At 38.4% G+C, this 23,482-nt stretch carries 25 protein-coding genes; 16 read left to right on the forward strand and 9 right to left on the reverse strand.

Going from position 1 to position 23,482, the window contains the following annotated elements:
- Positions 1-97: 97 nt before the first annotated feature.
- Entirely contained in the window at positions 98-559 is a 462-nt protein-coding gene (locus BK009_RS00140) for a hypothetical protein (protein WP_100908737.1), read from the reverse strand.
- Positions 560-583: 24 nt separating this feature from the next.
- Positions 584-736: a hydrogenase maturation nickel metallochaperone HypA gene (locus tag BK009_RS12465; RefSeq protein ID WP_162295431.1), complete on the reverse strand. Its 153-nt coding sequence runs from the start codon at positions 734-736 to the stop codon at positions 584-586.
- A gap of 204 nt (positions 737-940) precedes the next feature.
- Between BK009_RS12465 and BK009_RS00145 the strand changes: the two genes are divergently transcribed.
- Positions 941-2,038, forward strand: a complete 1,098-nt coding sequence (locus tag BK009_RS00145) for an ATP-binding protein (protein ID WP_232728105.1) — start codon at positions 941-943, stop codon at positions 2,036-2,038.
- A complete protein-coding gene (locus tag BK009_RS00150) occupies positions 2,035-2,889 on the forward strand; it encodes a vWA domain-containing protein (protein ID WP_100907511.1) in 855 nt (284 codons plus the stop codon). Before BK009_RS00145 ends, BK009_RS00150 begins: the two co-directional genes overlap by 4 nt.
- Before the next feature lie 125 nt (positions 2,890-3,014).
- Here the strand turns inward: BK009_RS00150 and BK009_RS00155 are convergent, their stop codons facing one another.
- Positions 3,015-3,533, reverse strand: coding sequence for a hypothetical protein (locus BK009_RS00155; protein WP_100907512.1), 519 nt, complete (start codon positions 3,531-3,533; stop codon positions 3,015-3,017).
- Between the two features lie 305 nt (positions 3,534-3,838).
- Between BK009_RS00155 and BK009_RS00160 the strand changes: the two genes are divergently transcribed.
- The 6 genes from BK009_RS00160 (at position 3,839) to BK009_RS00185 (ending at position 10,837) form a co-directional block, all read left to right on the forward strand.
- Positions 3,839-7,939 (forward strand): PAS domain S-box protein, encoded by a 4,101-nt coding sequence (locus BK009_RS00160; protein ID WP_100908738.1) that lies wholly within the window; start codon positions 3,839-3,841, stop codon positions 7,937-7,939.
- Entirely contained in the window at positions 7,926-8,246 is a 321-nt protein-coding gene (locus BK009_RS00165; protein WP_100908739.1) for a sensor histidine kinase, read from the forward strand. Before BK009_RS00160 ends, BK009_RS00165 begins: the two co-directional genes overlap by 14 nt.
- A gap of 181 nt (positions 8,247-8,427) precedes the next feature.
- Complete coding sequence (locus tag BK009_RS00170) at positions 8,428-8,943, forward strand: DUF367 family protein (RefSeq protein WP_100904736.1); 516 nt, start codon at positions 8,428-8,430, stop codon at positions 8,941-8,943.
- Between the two features lie 3 nt (positions 8,944-8,946).
- Positions 8,947-9,093, forward strand: coding sequence for a 50S ribosomal protein L40e (locus BK009_RS00175; protein WP_004031438.1), 147 nt, complete (start codon positions 8,947-8,949; stop codon positions 9,091-9,093).
- A 163-nt stretch (positions 9,094-9,256) separates the two neighbouring features.
- A complete protein-coding gene (locus BK009_RS00180; protein WP_394340065.1) occupies positions 9,257-9,994 on the forward strand; it encodes a phosphoglycerol geranylgeranyltransferase in 738 nt (245 codons plus the stop codon).
- Positions 9,995-10,159: 165 nt separating this feature from the next.
- The gene (locus BK009_RS00185; RefSeq protein ID WP_100907515.1) at positions 10,160-10,837 is read left to right on the forward strand and encodes a DUF169 domain-containing protein; all 678 of its coding nucleotides are present in this window, start codon (positions 10,160-10,162) and stop codon (positions 10,835-10,837) included.
- A 101-nt stretch (positions 10,838-10,938) separates the two neighbouring features.
- On the opposite strand, the gene BK009_RS00190 is transcribed toward BK009_RS00185, so the two are convergent.
- Genes BK009_RS00190 through BK009_RS00200 form a run of 4 tightly spaced genes read right to left on the reverse strand, consistent with a single transcriptional unit; the run spans position 10,939 to position 14,117 of the window.
- Positions 10,939-11,622 carry a nucleotidyltransferase family protein gene (locus BK009_RS00190; RefSeq protein ID WP_100908740.1) on the reverse strand — a complete coding sequence of 228 codons (684 nt, stop codon included), beginning with the start codon at positions 11,620-11,622 and terminating at the stop codon, positions 10,939-10,941.
- A gap of 45 nt (positions 11,623-11,667) precedes the next feature.
- Positions 11,668-12,414, reverse strand: coding sequence for a hypothetical protein (locus BK009_RS12570; protein ID WP_236950996.1), 747 nt, complete (start codon positions 12,412-12,414; stop codon positions 11,668-11,670).
- Positions 12,381-12,851 (reverse strand): hypothetical protein, encoded by a 471-nt coding sequence (locus BK009_RS12575; protein ID WP_236950997.1) that lies wholly within the window; start codon positions 12,849-12,851, stop codon positions 12,381-12,383. Before BK009_RS12575 ends, BK009_RS12570 begins: the two co-directional genes overlap by 34 nt.
- Before the next feature lie 30 nt (positions 12,852-12,881).
- Positions 12,882-14,117, reverse strand: coding sequence for a Mur ligase family protein (locus tag BK009_RS00200; RefSeq protein ID WP_232727979.1), 1,236 nt, complete (start codon positions 14,115-14,117; stop codon positions 12,882-12,884).
- Between the two features lie 453 nt (positions 14,118-14,570).
- On the opposite strand from BK009_RS00200, the gene hypD reads away from it, so the two are divergent.
- The 5 genes from hypD to BK009_RS00225 all read left to right on the forward strand — a co-directional run bounded on the left by hypD (position 14,571) and on the right by BK009_RS00225 (position 19,380).
- Entirely contained in the window at positions 14,571-15,617 is a 1,047-nt protein-coding gene (gene hypD / locus BK009_RS00205) for a hydrogenase formation protein HypD (protein ID WP_100907963.1), read from the forward strand.
- A gap of 100 nt (positions 15,618-15,717) precedes the next feature.
- Positions 15,718-16,383: a phosphoglycolate phosphatase gene (locus BK009_RS00210; protein ID WP_100907519.1), complete on the forward strand. Its 666-nt coding sequence runs from the start codon at positions 15,718-15,720 to the stop codon at positions 16,381-16,383.
- On the forward strand, positions 16,380-17,684 hold the full coding sequence (locus BK009_RS00215; RefSeq protein ID WP_100908741.1) for a TldD/PmbA family protein: 1,305 nt from the start codon (positions 16,380-16,382) through the stop codon (positions 17,682-17,684). The genes BK009_RS00210 and BK009_RS00215 overlap by 4 nt, the downstream gene beginning before the upstream one ends.
- Positions 17,685-17,795: 111 nt before the next feature.
- Complete coding sequence (locus BK009_RS00220; protein ID WP_157809672.1) at positions 17,796-18,824, forward strand: radical SAM protein; 1,029 nt, start codon at positions 17,796-17,798, stop codon at positions 18,822-18,824.
- Between the two features lie 319 nt (positions 18,825-19,143).
- Entirely contained in the window at positions 19,144-19,380 is a 237-nt protein-coding gene (locus BK009_RS00225) for a hypothetical protein (protein ID WP_100907522.1), read from the forward strand.
- A 138-nt stretch (positions 19,381-19,518) separates the two neighbouring features.
- Here the strand turns inward: BK009_RS00225 and BK009_RS00230 are convergent, their stop codons facing one another.
- Positions 19,519-20,262 carry an alpha/beta hydrolase gene (locus tag BK009_RS00230; RefSeq protein ID WP_100907523.1) on the reverse strand — a complete coding sequence of 248 codons (744 nt, stop codon included), beginning with the start codon at positions 20,260-20,262 and terminating at the stop codon, positions 19,519-19,521.
- 101 nt (positions 20,263-20,363) lie between these two features.
- Complete coding sequence (gene heR, locus BK009_RS00235) at positions 20,364-21,185, reverse strand: heliorhodopsin HeR (protein WP_100908743.1); 822 nt, start codon at positions 21,183-21,185, stop codon at positions 20,364-20,366.
- Positions 21,186-21,426: 241 nt separating this feature from the next.
- Between heR and BK009_RS00240 the strand changes: the two genes are divergently transcribed.
- From BK009_RS00240 to BK009_RS00250, 3 genes are all read left to right on the forward strand, one after another.
- Positions 21,427-22,044 (forward strand): SOUL family heme-binding protein, encoded by a 618-nt coding sequence (locus tag BK009_RS00240; protein WP_100908744.1) that lies wholly within the window; start codon positions 21,427-21,429, stop codon positions 22,042-22,044.
- Between the two features lie 62 nt (positions 22,045-22,106).
- On the forward strand, positions 22,107-22,781 hold the full coding sequence (locus BK009_RS00245) for a zinc ribbon domain-containing protein (protein WP_100907525.1): 675 nt from the start codon (positions 22,107-22,109) through the stop codon (positions 22,779-22,781).
- Positions 22,782-22,899: 118 nt separating this feature from the next.
- Positions 22,900-23,424, forward strand: coding sequence for an NTPase (locus BK009_RS00250; protein WP_100908745.1), 525 nt, complete (start codon positions 22,900-22,902; stop codon positions 23,422-23,424).
- Positions 23,425-23,482: the final 58 nt, after the last annotated feature.

A 23,482-nucleotide genomic window follows, 5' to 3' on the forward strand; every position in this document is an offset into this window, starting at 1 on the left:
CTTATTAACTAACCTTCAATTTGTAACATAATAAATTGGAAGGGTTACCGGTGGATAAATGGTGATTATAGTCAATTTCCAGTGATTATAGGTTAATCTAAAATTTTTCTTTTTTAAATTCATTCAAATAGCCATTTATTTCTAATCCACCTTCAATTGCTTTAATTTCCACGCCAGAGAGATCATTACCGGCACATAGTATGTCCTGTTCAGGATGTGTCCCGGGGGTAATGTTACAATCTAGCCGTACCGTTTCCCCACAACTGGCCACCATAGGAAGTCTTTTGGAAGTGGGATGATCAGAAGGTAAGACCACTAAAGGTGTCCCCACGTCCCTTAATAAGAAAATCAATGATTTTATTCCATCTTCACTATGAGGGCTATCTTTTAAAGAAGAAACGGCTATAATATCTTTAGATTCTAAAAAAATAACAATTTCATCTTCATCGGGAGTTCCAATAAATATTTGTCCGTTTTTTGCAAATTTAGCCACTCCCACGGTCCCTGATTTCCCCTTTAAAAAAATTATTTCATTGTACTGAAGGGGAATTTTTACCATGCTTACAGATTCCAACCTGATTAATTATAGTTCTTCCACATTATCTGACTGACATGATGGGCAAACGATTCGCCTACCAATCCCTTTAAACTCGTTATCACAGTCCAAACAACGATATCTCTTGGTTTTAAGTTCTTTCATTTTAATGTCAGCCATTGGTCCGCCTACAGTGCACATTAATATCACCAATCTTGTTATGTTTCTCTATGTATATTTAGTTTTTTGGATTCAGGGATAACTCTGGAAAAAGTATTAAAAATGAGAAATAAGTATTAAAATCCATGATACATATTTATCCTATTAAATCAAATATTAATAACAATTTAAACAGTTCAATATTCAATAAATTTAATTAATAGAACTTATATTCCTGTTGTGATGGTGAGACTATTGAAAAACCTGATTTTCCCATTTTCAGCTATTGTTGGTCAAGAAAGAGTTAAAAAAGCCCTGGTATTAAATGCTATTAATCCATCCATTGGTGGGGTGTTGATTAAGGGGGATAAAGGTACTGGAAAGACCACAGCGGTAAGGGCCCTTGCCGACCTTTTACCTCCGCTAAAGGTTATAAAGGGATGTTCATTTAACTGTGATCCTGATGATCCTGTTTCTTTCTGTGATTCATGTAAAGCTGATGAATCCGGAGAAATCCAATTTGAGGAGAAAAAAATGAGGGTGGTGGAATTGCCCCTAGGAGCCACCGAAGACAGGGTGGTTGGGTCAATCAACATTGAAAAAGCACTTAAAGAGGGAACAAAAGCGTTGGAGCCAGGTATACTTGCGGATGCCAATCGAAATATCTTATATGTTGATGAAATAAATCTGCTGGATGATAACTTGGTTGATGTCCTTTTAGATGCTGCTGCCTACGGAATAAACACGGTGGAGCGCGAGGGTATTTCATTAGCCCACCCTTCCAACTTCATACTGGTGGGAACCATGAACCCTGCCGAAGGAGAACTTCGCCCTCAATTGTCAGATAGGATCGGTCTGCAGATATCGGTTCAGAGTATCATGGATATTGGGGACCGGGTGAAGATCATGGGACGAAGAGAGGCCTTTGAAAATAATCCCAATGCTTTCCGGGAAGAATTCAGTGAATATCAGAATCAGATACTGGAGAATATCATTGAAGCCAGGAAACTCCTCCCTAAGGTTAAGGTTTCACCAGACATGATGAAAGTAATAGCTCAACTCTGTGTTGATATGGGGGTAGATGGTCACCGGGCGGATATTGCCATTTTAAAAACTTCAAAAACCCTTGCAGCATATTACAAGCATGAGGAAGTTGAATCAGTAGATGTGGAAGAAGCCGCAGCTCTGGTTCTGGGCGAGAGGTTCCATAAAAAATCATTGGACGAAGAAAAAATAAAAAAACAAATAAAAAACGCTGAAAATGAGATTTCACAGGAAAATACTGGGGATGATAAAAAAAAGCCCCAAAAAATGAGGAAGGTGAACAAAAAAAGAGGGGAATGAAACTTAAAACTCTTAAAAAAGATGAACAGGATGTTGAACCTCAGGAAGAAGATGTGGATGTGAAAAAACTCCTCAAAATAAAGGGAAAAAAGAAAAAGCGCATCTACGGTAAAAGAATAGATTCCAAGACTGAAAAAGGTCGTTATATTAAAAGTAAACTTCCAAAGGATTATTATGGGGATATAGCCATTGATGCAACGCTTAGAGCAGCTGCTTTAAGTTCTGATGGGGAAATAAGTGTTAAAGGTGAGGATTTACGTCATAAAATTCGTAAACATGGTGCCAGGGCATCTATTGTTATGGTGGTGGATATCAGTGGATCCATGTTCTCCGATAGAAAGGCAAACCGGTTGAAGGGTATATTAAACAGTGTTATTGAGGATACTAACCGTCATCAGGATCGAATAAGTGTTATTGGCTTTAAGGGGGAGGAAGCAGAGATAATTATTCCAACAACCCGTAGGGCTACCTCTTTCCGTGAGCAAGTGGATAATATTAAGGTGGGAGGAACCACTCCTCTGGCTGCCGGGATGAAGAAAGGTTTAGAAATTCTAAAGAAAGAGAAATTAAGGGCAGAATTTGTACCCCTCCTTTTAATACTCTCTGACGGCATGCCTAATGTTGGATTGGAAGGAGGGCCAATGAAAGATGCCATCATGATGGCGGAGAAGATTAAAGAAAAGGAAATACACACTGTGATCATAAACTTTGAAAAATCAGTGCGTTATGGGCATGAAGTGAATATGGAGATTGCCCTGGCCTCAGGGGGACGTTACTATGATCTGGAAGAATTAAAGGATCCTGGTGGGGTTATGGCCAAAATACTGGATTATGAAAGGGAGGAAATTTAATATTTATTTTAGGTCTATTCTTTTTAATTTTCCTTTGGGATGCATTTGTTTTTTTTAAATAAGAAATTAAAGGTTAAAAAGAAGAATAATATTTGGTTTCAAAGAACAATTGTTTACAATTCTGGTTAAACAATTCTAAATGTCTTTAAAATCTGGTTATATGCTTCTTCGGTCTGATTCAATGAGGAAGGAAGGCATATGTACTCAACAGTGTAGTAGTAGTTATTTTTTTCAATAACTGTTGTTTTCTGGGCTATGTTGGGACTGTAACTTCCTATCTGGATGGCTGTAAGATTAGATACTCCCACAGAAACTTGTGACGAATTGCTGGTATTGGTTACCAAGGATGTTGCATTGGGTGTGTTAATTAAACCCTGAGATTTTGGTCGCATGTTCAGTATAATAAAAGCAGGTTGATCTTGTCCATTGGTACCGGGGAAACTGGATTTTAATGTAACCTCTGAATAAAAGGTATCATTACTGAAATTTCCAATAACATGGTCTTGACTCCAGGCACGGGGGTATTCAAAGTACAACTGACCATTCTGGAAGCTGTTATTTCCAGATAGACTCATGGCAATAATAAAAGCCAATAATATCACCAGTATAACCACACCTGCCATTATAATATTTTTTCGTTCCATGTTATCCCCTATCCCTTTATAAACACATGATTCTTCTATACTTTCCTAAATACTAATTATTTATTTTGTGTTTTAAGTTGGAAATACCTTTGGGATGAAACAGGTAACATCCTTTAACATAAACTAAAATAGGATTAACAACATATATTACATAGAATTAGTGGATTGGGGTTTTGATTGGAAGATAATTAAAAAAAATCGGTTAAGGGATTAAATCTGGAGATTACTGGTTCATTAATAGTTGAAAGTCATTGATCTGCGGATAATTATAAATCAACTGGTTGTAATCTGGGCGGTGGTTTTTTTTGGTAAGAAAAAAAATTCTCCTGGTGGAAGATGATGGGATAGAAGCCATGGATATTAAGCGCACCCTGGAATCTTTTGATTATGAAGTTCCATATGTTGCTTCTAGTGGTGGGGAAGCCATAAAAAAAGCTTTAGAAATACAGCCTGATCTTATTTTGATGGATATAGTTCTCAAAGGGGAAATTAATGGTATCGATGCTGCGCATAAAATAAAAGAATTATCAATACCATTGATTTATTTAACTGCTCATTCTGAGGATTCAACAGTACAAAAAGCTAAATTCACCGAGCCTTATGGATATATCATAAAGCCATATGATTCTTCTGAACTCAAGTATGCAATAGAACTCGCTCTTTATAAAAGTAAGATGGAAAAAAGGTTAAAAGAAAGTGAAATGCGTTATAGGTTTATTGTTGAGGCTGCTAATGAAGGCATATGGAGTATGGGTGCTGATTTTAATACCACTTATGTTAACCAAAAAATGGCGGAAATGCTGGGCTATAATGCAGAAGAAATGCTGGGAAAACCTGTAACATCATTCATGTTTGAAGAAGATATCCCTGACCATGAAGAACATATAAAATCACGTCTTGAAGGAGTTTCTGAGAATTATGAACGACGATTAAAGCATAAAGATGGTTCAGAAGTTTTCACACTAGTCGCGGCCACTGTTTTGAAGGATATTAATGGGAATTTTAATGGTTCGTTTGGAATGTTCACCGACATCACCCATCGCAAGGAAATGGAAAAACAGCTTAACGATAGTACAAGTCAATTATTTCACATAATTGATAATTCTCCCATTTTACAGTTTGTAATTGATAAAAATCACCGTGTTCTTTACTGGAACCAAGCCATGGCATCTTACAGTGGAATTTCTCCTGAAGAAATTATCGGCACCGACCAGCACTGGAAGGCATTTTACAATGGTAAAAGACCTTGTTTGGCCGATTTAATATTGGATGGGGATATTTTACCCGTTGAAAAATGGTATTCTGGGAAATATAAAGAATCAGAATATTTAAAAGGAGTATATGAAGTTGAAGATTATTTCCCATCCATGGGAGAAACTGGGAAATGGTTGCATTTCACTGCTGCACCTATAAAAGATTCTGAGGGAAAAATAATTTGGGTTTTGGAAACATTAGAAGATATTACTGAACGTAAAAAGGCGGAATATGCATTAAGGGAAAGTGAAGAAAAGTTCCGAGTGTTGGCTGAGAATGCCCCGGTATCAATTGTTGTTTATCAGGATGATAAAACAGTATATGTCAATGACTATGCTGCTAAAATAAGCGGATACAGTAAAGAAGAATTATATGTCATGAATTTTTGGGATGCTTTCCATCCTGATGACCAGAAATTAATAAAGCGTAGAGGGAAGGCTAGATTACGGGGAGCAGAAGTATCTAAAAAATATGAGGTTAGATATATCACTAAATCTGGTGAACTACGTTATATTGTTCTCTCCGCAGGAAAAATCATATATGGGGGAAAACCTGCAGTTTTAGCTATTTTGGTGGATATTACTGAGCACAAAATAGTTGAAAATAGGCTTAAAAAGAGTGAAGAATGTTTGATGATGGGTATGGGTATGGCAAAACTGGTTTACTGGGAATATGACATTAAAAATGACCTATTTACTTTTGACGACCAGTTTTACTCCCTTTACGGCACCAGCACGAAGCAGGAGGGTGGTAACAAAATGTCCTCCCAGGAATATGCCAATCGTTTTGTTCCTACTGAAGAACGTGCTCTGGTGGGAGAAGAAGTGGCCAAAGCTCTGGAAACAGATGATCCTAACTACTCCAGCGCCATCCAACACAGTATAATACGTTCTGATGGAGAAAGAAGATTCATAATAGTCCGTATAAGAATGTTACTTGATGATAATGGTCAAAAAATCGGAACTAGGGGTGTTAATCAAGATATCACTGAACTTATACTGGCAGAGGAAAAATTGGCTAGATCTGAAAGTAAATATCGGGCTATATTTGATAATATTAAAAGTGCAGTGGCAGTTTATAACGCTATTGATGGTGGTTCCGACTTTGTCTTTAAAGATTTTAATCATGCTGCAGAAGAAATTGAAAAAATCAAGATGGAAAATGTTGTGGGTAAAAAAGTTACCGAAGTTTTCCCTGCAGTTGTTGAATTTGGGCTTATGGAAGTCTTCAAAAGGGTATGGGAGACAGGAAAACCAGAAAAACACCCTGTTTCCATTTATAAGGATGAAAGAATTGGGGGATGGAGGGAAAACTACGTATACAAACTGCCCTCTGATGACATTGTGGCAGTTTATGATGATTTGACTGAAATTAAACAGTACGAAGAGGAACTCGAGCAAAACCAGAATCGTTTAAGGAGTTTAGTAAGGATACTTCAGTACCGGGCAGAATCTGTGCAGGACTTCCTGGACTATGCAGTGGAAGAGGCAATAGGATTGACTGGGAGTAAAATTGGATATATCTACCACTACCATGAAGAAAGGGAGGAATTTATTCTTAACACCTGGTCTAAGGATGTAATGGATGAGTGCAGCATCACGGATCAACCAACAGTATATAAACTGGAAAAAACTGGTATTTGGGGAGAAGCAGTGCGCCAAAGAAAACCCATCATGTTAAACGATTTTCAGGCCGAAAATCCTCTTAAAAAGGGTTACCCTAAAGGTCATGCTCCTATACATAAATTCATGACTCTACCATTATTCGCTGGTGGTAAAATTGTTGCCGTGGTAGGGATGGCCAATAAAGAGACAAATTATACAGAAACGGATATACTACAACTGGAACTATTAATGGATGGGGTCTGGAAGGTCGTGGATACGCAAAGAGCTGAAGAAGCTTTAAAAAAGTCTGAAATTAGGTATAGAGCTATTTTTGAGAATACTGGCACTGCTACTGCAATCAGTGAAGATAATACTATTCTATCCCTAGTAAATGAAGAATTTGCTAATCTCACCGGATTTTCAAAGAAAGAAATTGAAAATAAAATGACATGGGTCCATTTTTTTGTAGAAGAAGAAATACCTCGAATGAAAGAATACCATAAACTCCGCAGAGTCGACCCCAACGCGGTTCCCCGAAATTACGAGACTGTTTTCAAGGATAGGTGGGGAAATACCAAGGAAGTGTACATGAGTGTGGCTATGTTACCGGATACCAAAAAGAGTCTGGTTTCAGTCCTGGATATAACTGAAAAAAAAGAGTCACGGAAAAAATTAAGACAGGAATTAAAAATCAATCAATCTCTGGCTAATGTATATGTTCCATTAATTTCACCCTTAACCACTATTCAAGATATTTCTATTGTAATCTTAAAGGAAGTCTTATCCCTTACTGGGAGTGAGCATGGTTTTGTGGCCACAATTGATCCTGAAAACCAGGATCTTCTCAATCAAACACTCACCAGAATGATGCACGGGTGTGAAGTATACGCTGATGGGGAAATCCCTGAAGAAATAAGATTCCATGTAGGGGTAGATGGGAAGTATCCGGGCCTTTGGGGGCATTGTTTAAATATAAAAGAAGCATTCTACACCAATAACGCTCAAAAACATCCATCATCCAAGGGGGCACCTTCCGGTCATGTGAAAATTGATAAATTCCTGGCTGTCCCTGTATTTATTGATGATGAGCCGATGGGTGAGATTGCCCTGGCAAACCCGCTGAAAAAAGATTACTCAAAACATGACTTGAAAGCAGTGAAAAGAATTGCCGACTTTTTTGCCTTAGCCATTCAACGTAAAGGATACGAAGAACAGATCAACCGATCCCTTGATGAAAAAGACCTGTTACTTCGAGAAATACACCACCGGGTAAAAAACAATATGCAGATCATATCCAGTATTTTAAATCTACAATCTTTCACTGTAACTGACCCTGAATTGTTGGATATACTGAAACAGAATCAGAACCGTATCAAATCCATGGCCATGATCCATGAAAAACTGTACCAATCCCCCAACTTATTACAGATCGACTTCAGTGATTATCTTAACAGTTTAACTGCAGATTTGGTTTACACCTACCTTATTAAAGATAGGGGTATTGAGATAGATTTTAGACCTGGAGAAAGATATCATGTTAAATATTGAAACATCTATTCCATGTGGCCTGATCTACAGTGAATTACTGTCTAACAGTATAAAACATGCATTTCCCGATATAAAAGGAAGGATAAAAGTTAAATTAAAACGATTAGATGATTATATAATGCTTAACGTGAGTGATAATGGTATTGGTTTACCACAAGAAATTGATTTCATTAAAACAGACACATTAGGGCTTCAACTAATTAATAGCTTGGTTAAACAGATAGATGGGACCATAAAACTTGATAGGGTCAACGGTACATCATTCACAGTCAAGTTTCAAGAACTTAAATATAAAGATAGAATGTAACTTGATAATTGGAAAAGTAATTTTGATAATATTTTTTTTGACTTTTTTTTAAAAGACTAAATACCAGTAGTTTCAAAATACATAAATCAAGGTTGTTATTGAAAATTTATTTAATGAACTATTGGTAACTCCCTTTAAAATAATAATCCAATAATAGTTAAAATCTTTAAATTTTGATTCTATGCCTCATAAAATAGTTATATACCACGCAGAACAGTGCGATCCCAAAAAATGCACCACAAAAAAATTAGCAAGGCAGAAACAGATCCGAATGGTCAACCGCCTTAACCATATCCCTAGAGGGGCTTTGGTGCTGGATCCATTCTCACCCCAATCAGTGTCACCTGAAGACCATGATTTGGTGGTTGAGAAAGGTATTGTCGGCCTTGATTGTTCCTGGAAACGTATTAACAAGTCCTCAGCCATGTTCAGGGGTACTGCAACTCATCGTTCCCTTCCTTTCCTGGTGGCAGCCAATCCCACCAACTATGGTAAACCCTGTATTCTGTCCACTGCTGAAGCTGTGGCAGCAACCTTATATATAGTGGGGCTTAAAGATAATGCTATTCAGATTATGTCCCACTTCAAGTGGGGACCTCATTTTCTGGAGCTCAACCATGAGCTCTTAGAGGCTTATTCTCAGGCTAGTAATAGTCGGGAAGTTGTAAATATTCAAAATGAATTCATAGGAGGCTAAATAATGGCTAGATTTGAAGAAGCAGAGAACAGGATATTCAAGATTAAAATTTGTCTCAAATGTAACGCTCGAAACCCCCCAACCGCTAAAACATGTCGTAAGTGCGGATACAAGGGATTGAGGTTCAAAGCCAAAGAACCAAGAGGATAATTTTTTCCCTCCTATCCTCCTTAAGTCATTAATTCTCGAGGATTGGGAAAATACATAATATTATTTTTTTATAAATTGTTGAAGTAAAAATCGTTTTATAAAGTTTCAAGTGAAGATTATTATAATTTTCATTGTATAATTATCTGTTTAGGGTGTGATCTTGATGAAAGTAGAAGAATATTTAAGAGAATCCCTGAAAAGGGGGAAGGTTCATTTAACTCTTCTTGATCCAGAGGAACAGAACCCTCAAAAGGCCCTGGAAATTGCTACCGAAGCGGTTGCTGGGGGTACTGATGGCATTATGCTGGGTGGATCCACCACTGACTCTCAGGATCTGGATGCTACTGCGAAAATACTCCAGGAAAACCTGGATGTTCCCATCATACTATTTCCGGGTAACACTACCGGGGTGAGTAGTTATGCTGATGCCATATTATTCATGAGCCTACTGAACTCCAACAATCCCTACTGGATTATTGGTGCCCAGGCTTTGGGTTCACCGAAAGTTAAAAAAATCGGAATCGAAACCATACCCATGGGCTATGTCATTGTACAGCCTGGTGGAACCGCTGGATGGGTGGGTGATGCTAAATTAATCCCCAGAAACAAGCCAGATATTGCCACGGCTTATGCAATGGCTGCAGAGTTTTTAGGAATGAGATTCTTCTATTTGGAGGCAGGTTCCGGGGCAGAACAGGTGATACCTGGTGAAATGATTCAGAAAGTAAAAATGTTTACCAACCATGTGGTAATAGTTGGTGGGGGTATCAGAGCCGGTGAAGACGCTAAAAAAGTAGCTCAAGCCGGTGCAGATATCATTGTCACCGGTACGGTAGTTGAGAACACATCTCATATAAAGGAGAAGATAGCTGGAATTGTGGAAGGTATTAACTCCATCTGATCCTTTTATCCATTTATTTATTTATTTATTTATTTATTTATTTATTTCTGATTCTATTTTTTTTCTTATTTTTCCAAGTTTTTTCGAATATTTTCAACATCAATACCCAATTGAAAAATTATATTTTCTATGAACTCGTATACCAATAAATTAGAGGTGAATTATATGTGTGAGTCAAATGGATACGATTTCATAGCTGATAAGTTAAAGGAATATTTGGGTCTTAAGAAATCCCCGGTTGCCATAAAATTTGTTTTAAGAGAAGATGATATTCCGGAAGGTGTTCCTAAGGCGGATGAAAAATTACGTCACTGTCAACTGGTGCAAAAAGCCAGTGGAGGAAGTGTTTTCTACGCCACTGCAGAAGAACAGATGTGTAAAGGGGGAGCAGCTGCGCTCGGTCTTCAAGAAGCACCTGAAAAGGTAAAAACTGGGGAATTTTATTATGGATTGGGAAGATTTTCCAGTCTAGGATCAGCCAGAAAAACCATGGAATCCATACCTAAAATAGACCCAATAATGTATGCCCTGGTATACGCACCTCTGGAAAAGGCGAACTTTGACCCGGATGTAATTATAGTCATCGCTAACCCGGCCCAGGCACTGAAATTATCTCAGGCACTTGTTTACACCATGGGTGGTCGTGTAGAAGCTGATTTTGCAGGTATCCAGTCCATATGTGCTGATGCTGTTGCAGGCCCATTCCTTCGCCGCAGACCTAACATTACCCTAGGATGTAGTGGATCCCGTCAGTACGCAGATATAAAAGAGGATGATGTTATTGTGGGACTCACTGGGGAAAATATTGGTTGCGTGATCAATGCACTGGAAAATATGAGTTAAAAGGATATTATCCCCACTTAAGATATAATCCCATTTAATATTTTTATAAAACTTCTATTCAAATTATCTTATTCTAATCCCTATCTATTTCTAATCCCTATCTATTTACTGTCCATTCTTTTTTCCCACATTTTTAGAACTTTAAGATAATCATTGTAGCGATTAATGTTAATTAATTCCAATTCATTCTGTCCAGACACACCATAAAGTTCTACTCCATCTGATACCATCCTCCTCAAAATAGGATTCAAGTTGTCTTCTTCACCGTGAAGATAACGTTTCAAGAGTGAGGAGTGACAGGCAAAGGGCATGCCCAGTCCCAGAGCACTATCCAAGTATCCGGTTTTGCCACGGGAGAGAATAGTCACTGTGTTCTCGGGATGGGGGCTATTTATCAATTGGTCCATCAGGTTTTGCATAGTTTTAATGGTAATTGTGGGCTGATCACCTGCCAGACACAAACAATAATCATATTTGGAGTTAGCAACTCCATTTAGAAGGGTTTGGGATAGCTCCACATCCACATCAGGGTTTTCAATGATATGAAGTCTATTGTCATTTACATCATTTAATGCAGGGTATAACTCATCCATGAAATGTCCAAGAACTACTATACATTCCTTTAAATCGGTTTGGAGCGCATTTTTAACGGTGAAATTGATTAGGGGATCTTCGTTGATTTCAAGGAGTAGTTTATGTTTTATTTCCATTCCTTTACTTTTAAGGTCTTCCCTCATCCGCCGGTTCTTACCGGCTGCAGTTATAATACACGATACTCCTTTCATGGGTTAATCTCCTGTAAAAAAGAAAATAAATATGGAAAAGGGCAATTAACTGAGTTTAACTACTCTGGAGTTAATCACCAATCCTGCTCCACTTCCTTCAGTCCACATCACCAGTTTAATGGGGTAATTATGGTTGTTATAAACCTTAACTCCCACAGTGGGGCTGGTGTCGTAGGCAATGGACAGTTCACCCCATCTAATTCCACTGGGTAATGGTAAACCAGCAGCAGCAGTGGCTCCCCGGAGTGACCTGCCAGCAGGACAAACCCCGTGAACTGCGGATCCACCGGTGGCATTGGGATCTGGGCATGGATCAAAACCAATATTCTCCTTTCCATTGGATCCTGTTTTGGGGGGTATTATGGTGCCATTCCAAGCCCTGGCAAATTGCATGGCATTGTAAGCCCTGGCTGCATCACCATATTCTGGATGGGAACCTAAAGATTCAGCAGAACTGGCAGTAACATTTTCAGAGTGGGGCCCCATATAGGCCATCACTGGTGAACCAGAAGGATAATTTTTCATATAGGTAACCACTGACTCTCCGAAAAAGGTTTTTATCTGGCTAGGGGGAACCTGGTTCCGACCATCATTGAATCCAGTTAGGGAATAATCCAGATTGATATAATCTCCCACATCTGATCTGTTGTACCATTTCTTGAAGGTGGTGATGGTAACGTATTCATGGGGAATGGTTTCATTTTTAATATCTGAGGAGGATACAGTTTTCACCAATTCACCTGATTTACCCCCTTCCCTTATCTCCAGGCCATCTTTAGTTTTAACTCCCACAGTGTAACCGGTCTTGTAACCCCACACAAATGTTTGAGGGGGTTAACTACCAGTTGTTGTCCCTGTACACTTAAAAAGCCTGGACCTTCAAATCCATGGGCCACTCCCTGGGCTGAGATACTGCCACTGGCCAGCTTAGCCAGAGGTGTTTCCACTGATCCAGTTAAGAGTCCGTTAATGATTTGCAGGTACTTTTCTTCCTGTAATAAATTCTTTAAATATTCAAAATTATACAAAACTGGCACTTTCCTGATTTTGGTATCATCAACCACTTTCATACCAGAAACTACAGTATCTCCAATGGACATGGCGGTGATTTCTTCTGGTTTTTGGGGAGGGAAATAGCCTTCAATGGTGTCACCAATATAAATAAAACCCATCATCAATATTATCAAAACACCAAAGGCCAGTATCGGATTCAACAAAGATCTACGCATTTTCTTAATCCTCCAAATAGTATATTATTTTTATTTTGCCGAAATGGCCTCCTTTAAACTGTCAGTTATTTCAATGATCTTGCGTTGTCCATTGCCGCCAATGAATACATTAGGATACTTTTCTGAGCATTTGAGTGCAAATTCGACCACTTTTTTCACATCGTCCAAATTATGAATTGTTCCCGTGTAGTTTTCTTCCTCCAGCACCCTTCGAACTTCATCCCGAGTATCTTCCAGGCCCGGGAAAATAGCAATGATCTCTGAATTTGTTTTAGAAGCTTCTCTGAATATGTCTAAACGACACATTTCACCTTTACGTGGAGTTCCAAGAATTATGACTGGAAAATCTGCTTCGTTAAATACTGCTGCTGCAGCATCTGCATTATCAGTTTTACCTACCACTATCTGGGAGTGGGGGAGATCAATGATTGTAGCCCTGCCAGGTAAAACATTGAAATTTTTAAGGCTAGTTTCAATGGTATTATTTGATATTCCCACTATATCCGCAGCTTTTGAAGCAGCAGCTGCATTTTTGCGGTTGAAATCTCCGAATAAATTCAATTCATACGGAACTCTGGTGAAAAAGTGAATTTCATCTGCTTTTCCTTTGAAATAACCTAAATTTTCAGTTTCCTGGTTTAGAACAACCCTCTTACCCTCAACAAATTTTCCCAGGGATTTAAGATAGTTCTCGAGTGATTGGTGGAATTCAAGGTGATCCCGACCCACATTGGTCACCACAACCAAGTTAAAATCAAAATTATCCTTACAGAAATCCAGAGTCATATCACAGACTTCCACCAGGAGAATATCATAATCCATGGATGCAGCTTCTAAAATTACCTCAGTGTAACCCTTAAAACCTCCACCAGCATTTCCTCCAGTTAGAACTTTCATACCTGCCTTCTGCAGTATGCTGGCAATCATCATGGTGGTGGTGGTTTTACCGTTGGTACCAGTGACTCCTATGGTAAACAAAGAGCGATGAGAAGTTATAATGTCTGATAAAAGTTTTCCATTAGACTTAATTTTATTAAAAACAGGTCTATTCCATAATCCCGGACTTAAAACAATCACATCAGCATTCTCTATTTTTTGAAAATCGTGAAATCCCAGATCAACATCCAGGCATCTATCAACCTTTAATTCAACGTTGAAATTAATATCTGAAGCATAAACTTCATAACCATGATTAAGAAGAGATTCAACGGCATTCATGCCTTCTACTCCCAGCCCAACCACAGCAGCCTTCATTTTAACAACCATTATCCGATTTTCCAAAAGTACATCATTCAATTGTAACCTTAAAAATAAGTTGATAGTTTACATATATAACTATAACCCTAATACTCCCCTTCCCTTTTGAATAATTATTTCAAGGGATTATAAGCTTATTTGGGGTTTAATAGACATTTATATTGGAATAATAGTTTTATTAATTCTTCAATTTCATAAAATAATCATTTAAAGCCGATAATAATAGTGGTTTTGTTGTTTTTAGAAGTTAATGTATTATCCTTAATTTTGTAACTAGATTCATACTAAAATTTTAATGTTATTGTTCCCATAACCATAATAACAGTATCAAACCTATATTTCAAACAGATATGGGAATATATCACTGGTAAATAATATTGTTTAAAGCCATTAACATTTTTAAATGGATTAATACGTACTCATAGTCGGTATCAAGAGTATCAGGTGTCACTCATGAACACAATGAAAGACCTCTCCAAGGAAATAGTAAAACGCATCGAAAACATAGCCCAACCCGTAAAGATAATGCACGTATGTGGATCACACGAACATACCATAATGCAGCACGGTCTCCGAACCCTATTACCTCCAGAGGTAGAAGTGGTTGCTGGGCCAGGATGTCCAGTATGCTGCGTACCAGCACGTGAAGTGGAAGAATGCCTGGAACTAGCCCGGCAGGGAGTAACCATCGCAACCTTTGGGGACATGTTAAGAGTCCCGGGTGGAAGTGGATCCCTGGCAGAGGCAAAGGCAGAAGGAGCAGATGTCCGGATCGTTTATGGTGTGAATAATGCAGTGGAACTGGCTCAAAACATTGATAATGAAGTGGTATTCATGGCAGCGGGATTTGAAACCACCGCACCAACCACCGCCGCGGAGATAGTTTCTGGCCCCCCAGAAAACTTTTCAGTCTTATCTTGTCACCGGATGATACCCCCAGCTCTCAAATTCCTTATTGAATCGGGTGAAGTGAATCTTAATGCCCTCATAGAACCGGGGCATGTTTCAACCATCATTGGGAACAGACCTTATGATCTTTTCTCAGAAAAATACGGAATTCCCCAAGTAGTAACGGGCTTCAACCCCATGGACGTTTTAATAGCTGTATATTTGATACTTAAACAGCTTGATGAGGGTAAGGCATTTGTTCAGAACGAATATAAACGAGCAGTGAGGGAAGAAGGGAATATAAAAGCCCAAAAACTTCTTGAAGAAGTGTTTTACATCACTACTAAAGAATGGAGGGGCTTCCCACCCATACCGGACTCAGTTATGGATATAAAAGATGAATTCAGTGATTTCAATGCTCGGGAGAAGTTTGACATTGAAGTGGGCAGTATCCCAGAGGTAGTTTCGGGTTGTATCTGTGGAGCCATACTCCGGGGAGTGTCCCGACCAGAAGACTGTAAATTATTCAGAAAAGAATGTAATCCCACCAACCCCATTGGTGCATGCATGGTTAGTAAAGAAGGAACCTGTAACATTGCCCATAGATATGGTTCATTTTAAACCATTTAATCTACCTATAGGAATCTATTAACTGTGGAATAATGGCAATAAAGTATTAACTGTGGAATTATGGAAATAATGTAATAACTGGTGGAATAACTTGATTAAAGCAGTAGCAGTAGATGTTGATGGCACCATAACTGATGGTAAGAGGAGGTTATGTTGCAGTGCCATGGAATCAATCCGAGCAGCAGAAGAAAAGGGCATAACAGTTATCATCGTGACTGGTAATATCCTACCAGTTACCAAAACCCTTTCTATATTCATTGGAACTTCAGGTGGGCTGGTTGCAGAAAACGGAGGAGTTATAGAATCATCTAAGGGTAGGATGGTGCTTGGAGATATTCATAAGTGTAAAGAGGCCTATGATTTCTTACTAACTAAGCATCCCGTTGAAAAAGTTGATTTTTCCCATCAGAGGATTTCAGAAATTGCATTCTACAGAACCATTCCTGTGAAGACGGTTAAAGAAGCCCTGAAAGATTTTGATGTGAAAATATACGACACCAATTTTGCACTACACATCACTGATCCTGCAGTGAACAAAGGAACTTCCCTGGTGCGAGTGGCGGGAGATATGGGTATACTGCCTGAGGAGATCCTGGCAGTGGGGGATAGTGAAAACGATCTGGAATTTCTTAAAGTAGCGGGAGTGAAAGTGGCAGTGGCCAACGCAGAACCTGAACTAAAGGCCATTGCAGATTATGTAACAAAGAAACCATACGGAGACGGAGTTAAAGAGGCATTAGAGAGGTTTTTATCATGATAAAAGATTTAGCCAACCAGGCACTGGATCAGGCTCTTAAAGGCGCTGATCAGGCTGAAATATATTTGGAAATCACGGAAAATGTGGATGCCACCATACAGAATGACCAGGTGGACTTTGCCAAGGAAGCCTATTCTATGGGTGTGGGCATCCGGGTTATCTGTGGGGATAGAATGGGTTTTGCCTACACCACCCAAACGGAAAGAATAACAGAAACAGTTGCCCGGGCAGTTTCCAATGCCCAGTCCAATCTTGTTGATGAAAACTTTGCATTCGCATCTAAATCGAAATACCCTCAAATTAAAGGTGTTTTTGATAAAAAAATTGATACCCTAGAACTGGAAAATACCATTGAACTGGGAAAAGTAATGATTGGAACAGTTATCGACAATAAATGTCAGCCAACATCCGGTGGGGTCTCTGCTGGATGTGCTAAAACTCTGATCATGAACTCAGAGGGAGTGAACTGTGAAGATACTTCCACCTATTTCTCGGGCTTCGTAGCAGTAAACATTCCTGATGGGGAAGGTGTCTCCACTGCCAGTGAATCCGATTCATCCCGAAAACTGGACATAGATCCAGAGAAAGTTGCCAATAAAGCCTGTGAAATTGCTTTAAATTCCAGGGGAGGTAAATCAGTCCAAACCGGTGACATGGAGGTTATTATGGATCACCATGCCGCAGCAGGTCTTCTTTCAACGTTCTCCCAAGCAATAAATGGTGACAATGTCCAGAGGGGAAGATCAATCTACTTTGATAAAATGGATACCAAGGTTTCATCATCTTCCCTGAGCATCTATGATGACGGGACCCTCAAAGGAGGCCTTTACTCTTCCCAATGTGATGGAGAAGGAACACCCACCCAGAAAACAGCCATAATCGAAGATGGAATCTTACGAAACTTTTTGTATGACATACACACTGCTAACAAGGGAAATGTACAGAGTACGGGTAATGGGATGCGGGCTTCCTTCAACGACATGCCTTCAGTAAGTTTGTCAAATCTTATCGTTAATTTTAAAGATTTTAAAGAAATTTCAGAAATAAAAGATGGTCTGTTGGTTACCGATGTTCTGGGAGCGCACACTGCCAATCCCATATCTGGAGATTTTTCAGTGGAAGCAATGAACGCCTTTAAAATTGAAAACGGGGAATTAGTTTATCCAATTAAAAATGCCATGCTCTCAGGGAATATTTTTTCACTTTTGAAGGATTCAAAGGCAGCTTCCCAGCAAACACGGCAGTTAGGGCCTTTTGTTGTACCTCCTCTTAATGTGTCCAGTCTACGGGTTGTTGGGTAATGTTTTGTAAGTTAATTTTACCAACTATATGATAAGCGGTGCCAGAGGGATAAGTCAACAAAGGGTTAATAAGAATTTATGAACCAGTTGGATTATAATTAGTTGAAAATGATGGAAAGGAGTAAAAAATCAGCTATCCCTAACTACATGGCTGTGATGGCTAATCAGCAGTTATCAAGGTGTAAAATAGCTTCTATGATGGCTGTTGAGGATAGTGATGAGGATGATGTTATATGGGCTGAACATGAAATTCTGAGAAAGGATTTCAACAAATTTTATGAGGAAAATTCTCAACTAAATAAAATTACTGCCAATAAAGAGTTTAATACTGTTCTAGATGCTCTTAAAATTAACTCCACTCAAATAAATAATTATAAACCCTCCTTCTCCTACTTGGATCTCAAGGTGAAACTCGCCGAGAGAGTGTCAAGATACTGTCATTTCTGTGAAAAGGCGTGTGGTGTTGATAGAAGATATGAAAAGGGTGGATGTGGCGTGGGTGATCCTTTAATTGCATCAGAGTTCCTGCATGTGGGTGAAGAACCACCATTGGTCCCCAGCCATACTGTTTTTTTTGCAGGGTGCAATTTCAACTGTGTTTACTGTCAAAACTGGGATATCAGTCAGCAACCAAACCGGGGCATCCCCATAAGTGAGGAAAACCTGGCTTTGATCGTTGGAAAAAGGAGAAGTGAAGGCTCCCGGAATGTAAATTTTGTAGGGGGCGATCCCACTCCCAATCTGCCCTACGTCATCCGCACCATGCAACTGGTAAAGGAAAACATACCTGTGGTATGGAACAGTAACTTGTACCTCTCCCTGGATGCCATGCATATTCTGGATGGATTTGCTGATCTTTATCTGACGGATTTCAAATATGGTAATAATGAATGTGCCCAGAGACTTTCTGGAATCCCGGACTATTTGGGTCGTAATCACCAGATGGCCTGGAAGGCAGGGGATATGATAATCCGCCATTTAGTTCTACCCAACCATATGGAATGTTGTTCAAAACCCATCTTAAATTGGATATCCGAAAATCTGGGGCTGGAGGTAGTGCTTAATTATTATGGGACAGTATCGTCCAGTTTACCATGCATCCGATTATGGAGAAATCTCCCGACATCTCCTTCAAAGTGAATTAGGGGAAGTGATTCAGCATGCTCAGGATTTAGGATTTAAAAATCTTATTTAGAATATAATTGCCTTTACTACTGGTATTAATCTTACTAATACCATTATTTTTGTTTTTACTATTGCCATTATTCTTACTATTTCCATTATATTTCCATTACCTTCATATGGTTTAATAAAATGGAAGATAATAGTATTAAGATATTAAATTGAAATTAAAAGATTATATTAGTAAATAAAATAAATTTAATTTAAATTAATTAAAACCATTAATGTTTAAGAAATCAATTTTATAATATTTCTAAGGATATTTTAGGGGATTTATATGGAAAAAATTGAAAGTAACAAACCAGTTTCGGCTGATGACATTTTTAATGATATTAAGGAAGATTTCCCGGGTGTGGAAAGGGTAGTTATGGAAGACGAGAATGAAACAGTTTTTTGTATCTACGCAGCAGACGATGTACTCTGGGAAATATTTGAAGATTGGTTGGAACTGGTGAGCAGTATTGAGTTCAACGCTGGAACCAATGAAGAACATTACTTGCGAGTGATACCATAAATCTAATATTCACTTTATTAAATGTATTATTTTCAAGTTTAGTTTATTTTAATTAATTAGCTCTAGATTATTTTCAAATTCTAGTCAAATTTTTCAAATTGGGTTGATTTTGGCTGTTCATAATTGTTTATCCACAAATCAAATGGTTTTGAGAAATTGAAGTATGGCCTTAATGGTCTGATTCTGTTGCTCTTCTCGGGTTATGGTACTGTTGTTATCTCCTGCCTGGATCCCGTAATCCCCATAGTTGTAATGATTTCCACCCTCAATGGTGATGAAAGTGGTGTTAACCGGGAATTTACCAAGATTAGCAGAAATATCCTCAGACAGGGTAAACCCATCCAGTGATCCTCTAATTGACAGAGCTTTAAATGTAGCGTTTGATGCATTTGATGAGGGATAAGCCGCTAAATAAATGACTCCATTAATTTTATCCGGATTATTCACTGCATAATCGGATGCAAAAACACCACCTAACGAATGACCACCAATCACCCAGGAACTTATCTCCTGATAATTTTTGATTACATCATCTGCTTTGTTCGTACCAAAAAATGCTAAATTAAATGGCATTTTCACAATTATAGTAGTATAACCATTATTAGCTAGTTGGGATGCTATTACAGAGTAAGATTCTGCTTGTACCTTGGCCCCGGGATAAATTATTACCCCTGTGGTGCTCTGGTTACTGTTGGGGGTGAATGTAATAAAATCAACGGTATTCTGTACAATGTAAGTGTCGGTTGAGTTTAATGCAACCATTGCCCGGCTATCTGCATGATAATAATCAGAAACATAATAGGTAAAGGCACCTACCCCAATAAAAATAATTATTAAAAGGGTAATAATGATTATTTTCTTTTTATATTGCAACATACTCATTTAATTGACCGTTTATTATTTTTTTAGATTAAATTCAAAAAAATAGGTTAGTAATCTAGTTTTATTATCCACCAGATTACTATTCCCAATTCACATTTTTTTCATGGTGCGAAAACCCCCACAAACGCCAGCCAGGCCAGTGCAGTTTTGGCAATCAGACTGAGGATGATGTACACCCTTTCACCGTAGAGATAGTCCTTCCATTTCCCAACACCCTTGTACTGCAGTACCATGTTAATGGAGAATGTGTTGAACATGATAAAGTAGATGGCCAGTATGGCGTAAACAAATGTGGGCGGGTTGGTCTCAGTGGATCCCAGAGCAGCTATGAAGTAGGCAGCCAGGACCACCCATGGGGTGAATCCAGCGAGGGCTCCAAGTAGATATGCGGACCAGTCAGTTTTTTTGGTGTAATAGTTGATCTTTTCCATTAAAAAGCCGCACATGATCATCACGGCATTCAGGACGAAGATCATTACCAAGGACCATAAATCCCAAACTCCCACGAAGGTGGCGATTATAACCAGCATGATGGAGCTGGAAAAGAAATACTCATACCAACGGTAGGGATTCATACCCTTCATCAGATTATCATTGTAATTTTTAGTCTTTACAAAGGCAATGGTAAAATGGGCAATGGCTGAAATCAACAGGAATGAAGAAAGTATCACTCCCAAGTAACCAACAGTATATGCCACCGTGGGATCTGGCACGATCTCGGCTACAAAGGGTCTAACTGATATTATATTAAATTTGATGTAAAATGTGTAGATATTCTGGGTCCAGGTAAGCCACAAACCCAGGGCGATCATGATTATTCCCTGGATGAAGTGCAGTGCACCTGCTCCAATGTTAAGTTTTCTCAACCCCTTCAAACTTATGGAAGACTTGGCAATAAGTTCCCTTCTCATTTCATTATCCATTATCAACCCCCCTTTGTTACTATAATATTTATCCAGTAATGTTATTAAATCATGTGGGGGGTGGGAATTAAAGAAAATAGAACAGCAGATATCTATGTGATGATCCAACATTACTTCATTTCCCAATCAGAATTTCTTTTGCCACATATTTTTCTTTATTTGCACTGGAAAATCATTTAAGTAAGTTTAGAGAAAGTAATAATCTGATTATAGTATCAAACAGTGAAGGGGGCCTGTTAGAATAACTGAAAGTCCAGCATATACTGTTGAAAGTAAGGATGGTGACATTGAAATCAGAGTATATCCGGGTTATATCTTAGCCCAGGTGGATGTGGTGGCAGATTATGATCAGGCCATTGGTATGGGATTTTCCATACTGGCAACCTATATTTTTGGAGGGAATAAAAAAAGTTCCAAAATACCCATGACTGCACCAGTATCGGGGGAAAACATATCTAATTCTGAAAAAATTCCCATGACTGCCCCGGTTACAGAGGAAGCTGTTGAAGAAGTAGATGATGAATCTGAAAATATTCCACTGTATGCCCCAGTAAATGGGGAATCAGGGGAGCATACTTATAGAATATCATTTACCATGCCTTCCAAGTACACCCTGGATACACTCCCTATTCCTGATGATGAGCGGATCAAATTTAAGGAAATACGTAACCAGAAGATGGCTGTTTTAAGGTTCAAAGGCCGGGTGAATCATAAGTTAGCCAATGAAGAGATGGTAGAGTTAAAGGAATGGCTTAATAAAAATAATATCAAACCGAAATCAAATTTCATAGTGGCACAATATAATAATCCCGCAGTACCCGGATTTTTTAGAAGAAATGAGGTCATGGTTGAAGTTTAGGATTGCTGTGATACAAATTAAGATTAAGAGTAATGATTGAGATTCAATTGGGGTTTAATCAAATGATATGTGAAAATTGTGGTGCTCGAATAGATAAAGGGGAGAGTCAATGTCCTAAGTGTGGGATGGAACTATTTAATCCCAACCACAAACCCCTGCAGAAGAAGTATTTAAGGGGAGAATACTTGCAAGGGGATGAAAGCTCACCAGAACCCTACTACTTGGAAGAGGAAAACCTTTCCAGGGACACATATCAACCGGAACCATACCAGAATTGGGATGATTATGATAAGGATCCTCATGAAGAAAACCATCAAAAAAAGGATTATGAGGGGGTAAATGATCCAGAAACTGCGTATGATAATGAATTTGAACCTAATAATAACCCTAATCCTAATGTGGCGGATATAAACCATAATCAAGATATTAGTAGGGATACTAATCACAGTAAGCATTACTCTGAAAGGAGTTATAATAAAAAATATGATAGGGAGAGGGGTTACGATAATAAATATGGTAAAAGTAAAGGTTATAAAGGGAAATTTAATCAAGAAAATTACCATCAGAAAAACAAATCAGTGAGAAGAGGGTATGATCTAGATGCATATTATGGATCTGAGGAAAAAAAAAGTTCAATACTGACAACTGCCATCCTCTTTTTAGTTCTGGCACTGATCATAGGATTCGTTATGGGATTCATTTTCTTTTCAGGGAAAATTCAGAATCTCCTCACCTGAAACACTCTTTTTTTAATTTGGACTTAGAAGTCTTAAAATATCATTAACCAAATTTTAAACCATTTAACCGAGGTTAAACCATTTTAAAACTCAGATTAATATATCCTCCAGTGATATTATGAATATTTTGATAACCGGACCACCGGGTATTGGCAAAACCACTATCTTGAAACAGATAGAACGGAAAATTCAGGATCAGGGACATGCTATTGGGGGGATGTATTGTCCGGAAATAAGAGAAAATGGTCGGAGAACTGGTTTCAACATCATCGATATTGCATCCGGTCAGAAAGGAATCCTGGCAAGCATACACAATACCACAGGTCCGATGGTGGGCAGATATAAGGTTAGTCTCAATGACATCCAAGAAATAGGCATATACTCCCTGGAAAACGCCATGGAAACCTCTGATTACGTATTGATTGATGAGATTGCACCCATGGAACTTAAAAGTAGTAACTTCTCCCAAACTGTCTGGAGGGTGATGGAAAGTGAAAAACTGGTAATTGCAGTTATTCATCAGCGTTCCAATCACCCATTTATTTTAAAGGTTAAAAGTAGGAAAGATGTGATGATTTTCTGTTTAACCCGGGAAAATAGGGATAACGTTCTGGAAAATATTATGGAATCATTAGGATTGTAAAAAAAACATTGAGATGGTTAAAAAATTCTATTTATTAATCTAATAAAAAATTTTTCCT

The organism is Methanobacterium subterraneum (genome assembly GCF_002813695.1).
Taxonomy (GTDB): domain Archaea; phylum Methanobacteriota; class Methanobacteria; order Methanobacteriales; family Methanobacteriaceae; genus Methanobacterium; species Methanobacterium subterraneum.

Bases quoted from the DNA above. Each gene is read 5' to 3' on its own strand.
- BK009_RS00140 (WP_100908737.1), bottom strand. From the start codon at position 559: ATGGTAAAAATTCCCCTTCAGTACAATGAAATAATTTTTTTAAAGGGG.
- BK009_RS12465 (WP_162295431.1), bottom strand. From the start codon at position 736: ATGTGCACTGTAGGCGGACCAATGGCTGACATTAAAATGAAAGAACTT.
- BK009_RS00150 (WP_100907511.1), top strand. From the start codon at position 2,035: ATGAAACTTAAAACTCTTAAAAAAGATGAACAGGATGTTGAACCTCAG.
- BK009_RS00155 (WP_100907512.1), bottom strand. From the start codon at position 3,533: ATGGAACGAAAAAATATTATAATGGCAGGTGTGGTTATACTGGTGATA.
- BK009_RS00165 (WP_100908739.1), top strand. From the start codon at position 7,926: ATGTTAAATATTGAAACATCTATTCCATGTGGCCTGATCTACAGTGAA.
- BK009_RS00170 (WP_100904736.1), top strand. From the start codon at position 8,428: ATGCCTCATAAAATAGTTATATACCACGCAGAACAGTGCGATCCCAAA.
- BK009_RS00175 (WP_004031438.1), top strand. From the start codon at position 8,947: ATGGCTAGATTTGAAGAAGCAGAGAACAGGATATTCAAGATTAAAATT.
- BK009_RS00180 (WP_394340065.1), top strand. From the start codon at position 9,257: ATGAAAGTAGAAGAATATTTAAGAGAATCCCTGAAAAGGGGGAAGGTT.
- BK009_RS00185 (WP_100907515.1), top strand. From the start codon at position 10,160: ATGTGTGAGTCAAATGGATACGATTTCATAGCTGATAAGTTAAAGGAA.
- BK009_RS00190 (WP_100908740.1), bottom strand. From the start codon at position 11,622: ATGAAAGGAGTATCGTGTATTATAACTGCAGCCGGTAAGAACCGGCGG.
- BK009_RS12575 (WP_236950997.1), bottom strand. From the start codon at position 12,851: ATGCGTAGATCTTTGTTGAATCCGATACTGGCCTTTGGTGTTTTGATA.
- BK009_RS00200 (WP_232727979.1), bottom strand. From the start codon at position 14,117: ATGGTTGTTAAAATGAAGGCTGCTGTGGTTGGGCTGGGAGTAGAAGGC.
- hypD (WP_100907963.1), top strand. From the start codon at position 14,571: ATGAAAGACCTCTCCAAGGAAATAGTAAAACGCATCGAAAACATAGCC.
- BK009_RS00215 (WP_100908741.1), top strand. From the start codon at position 16,380: ATGATAAAAGATTTAGCCAACCAGGCACTGGATCAGGCTCTTAAAGGC.
- BK009_RS00220 (WP_157809672.1), top strand. From the start codon at position 17,796: ATGGAAAGGAGTAAAAAATCAGCTATCCCTAACTACATGGCTGTGATG.
- BK009_RS00225 (WP_100907522.1), top strand. From the start codon at position 19,144: ATGGAAAAAATTGAAAGTAACAAACCAGTTTCGGCTGATGACATTTTT.
- BK009_RS00230 (WP_100907523.1), bottom strand. From the start codon at position 20,262: ATGAGTATGTTGCAATATAAAAAGAAAATAATCATTATTACCCTTTTA.
- heR (WP_100908743.1), bottom strand. From the start codon at position 21,185: ATGGATAATGAAATGAGAAGGGAACTTATTGCCAAGTCTTCCATAAGT.
- BK009_RS00245 (WP_100907525.1), top strand. From the start codon at position 22,107: ATGATATGTGAAAATTGTGGTGCTCGAATAGATAAAGGGGAGAGTCAA.
- BK009_RS00250 (WP_100908745.1), top strand. From the start codon at position 22,900: ATGAATATTTTGATAACCGGACCACCGGGTATTGGCAAAACCACTATC.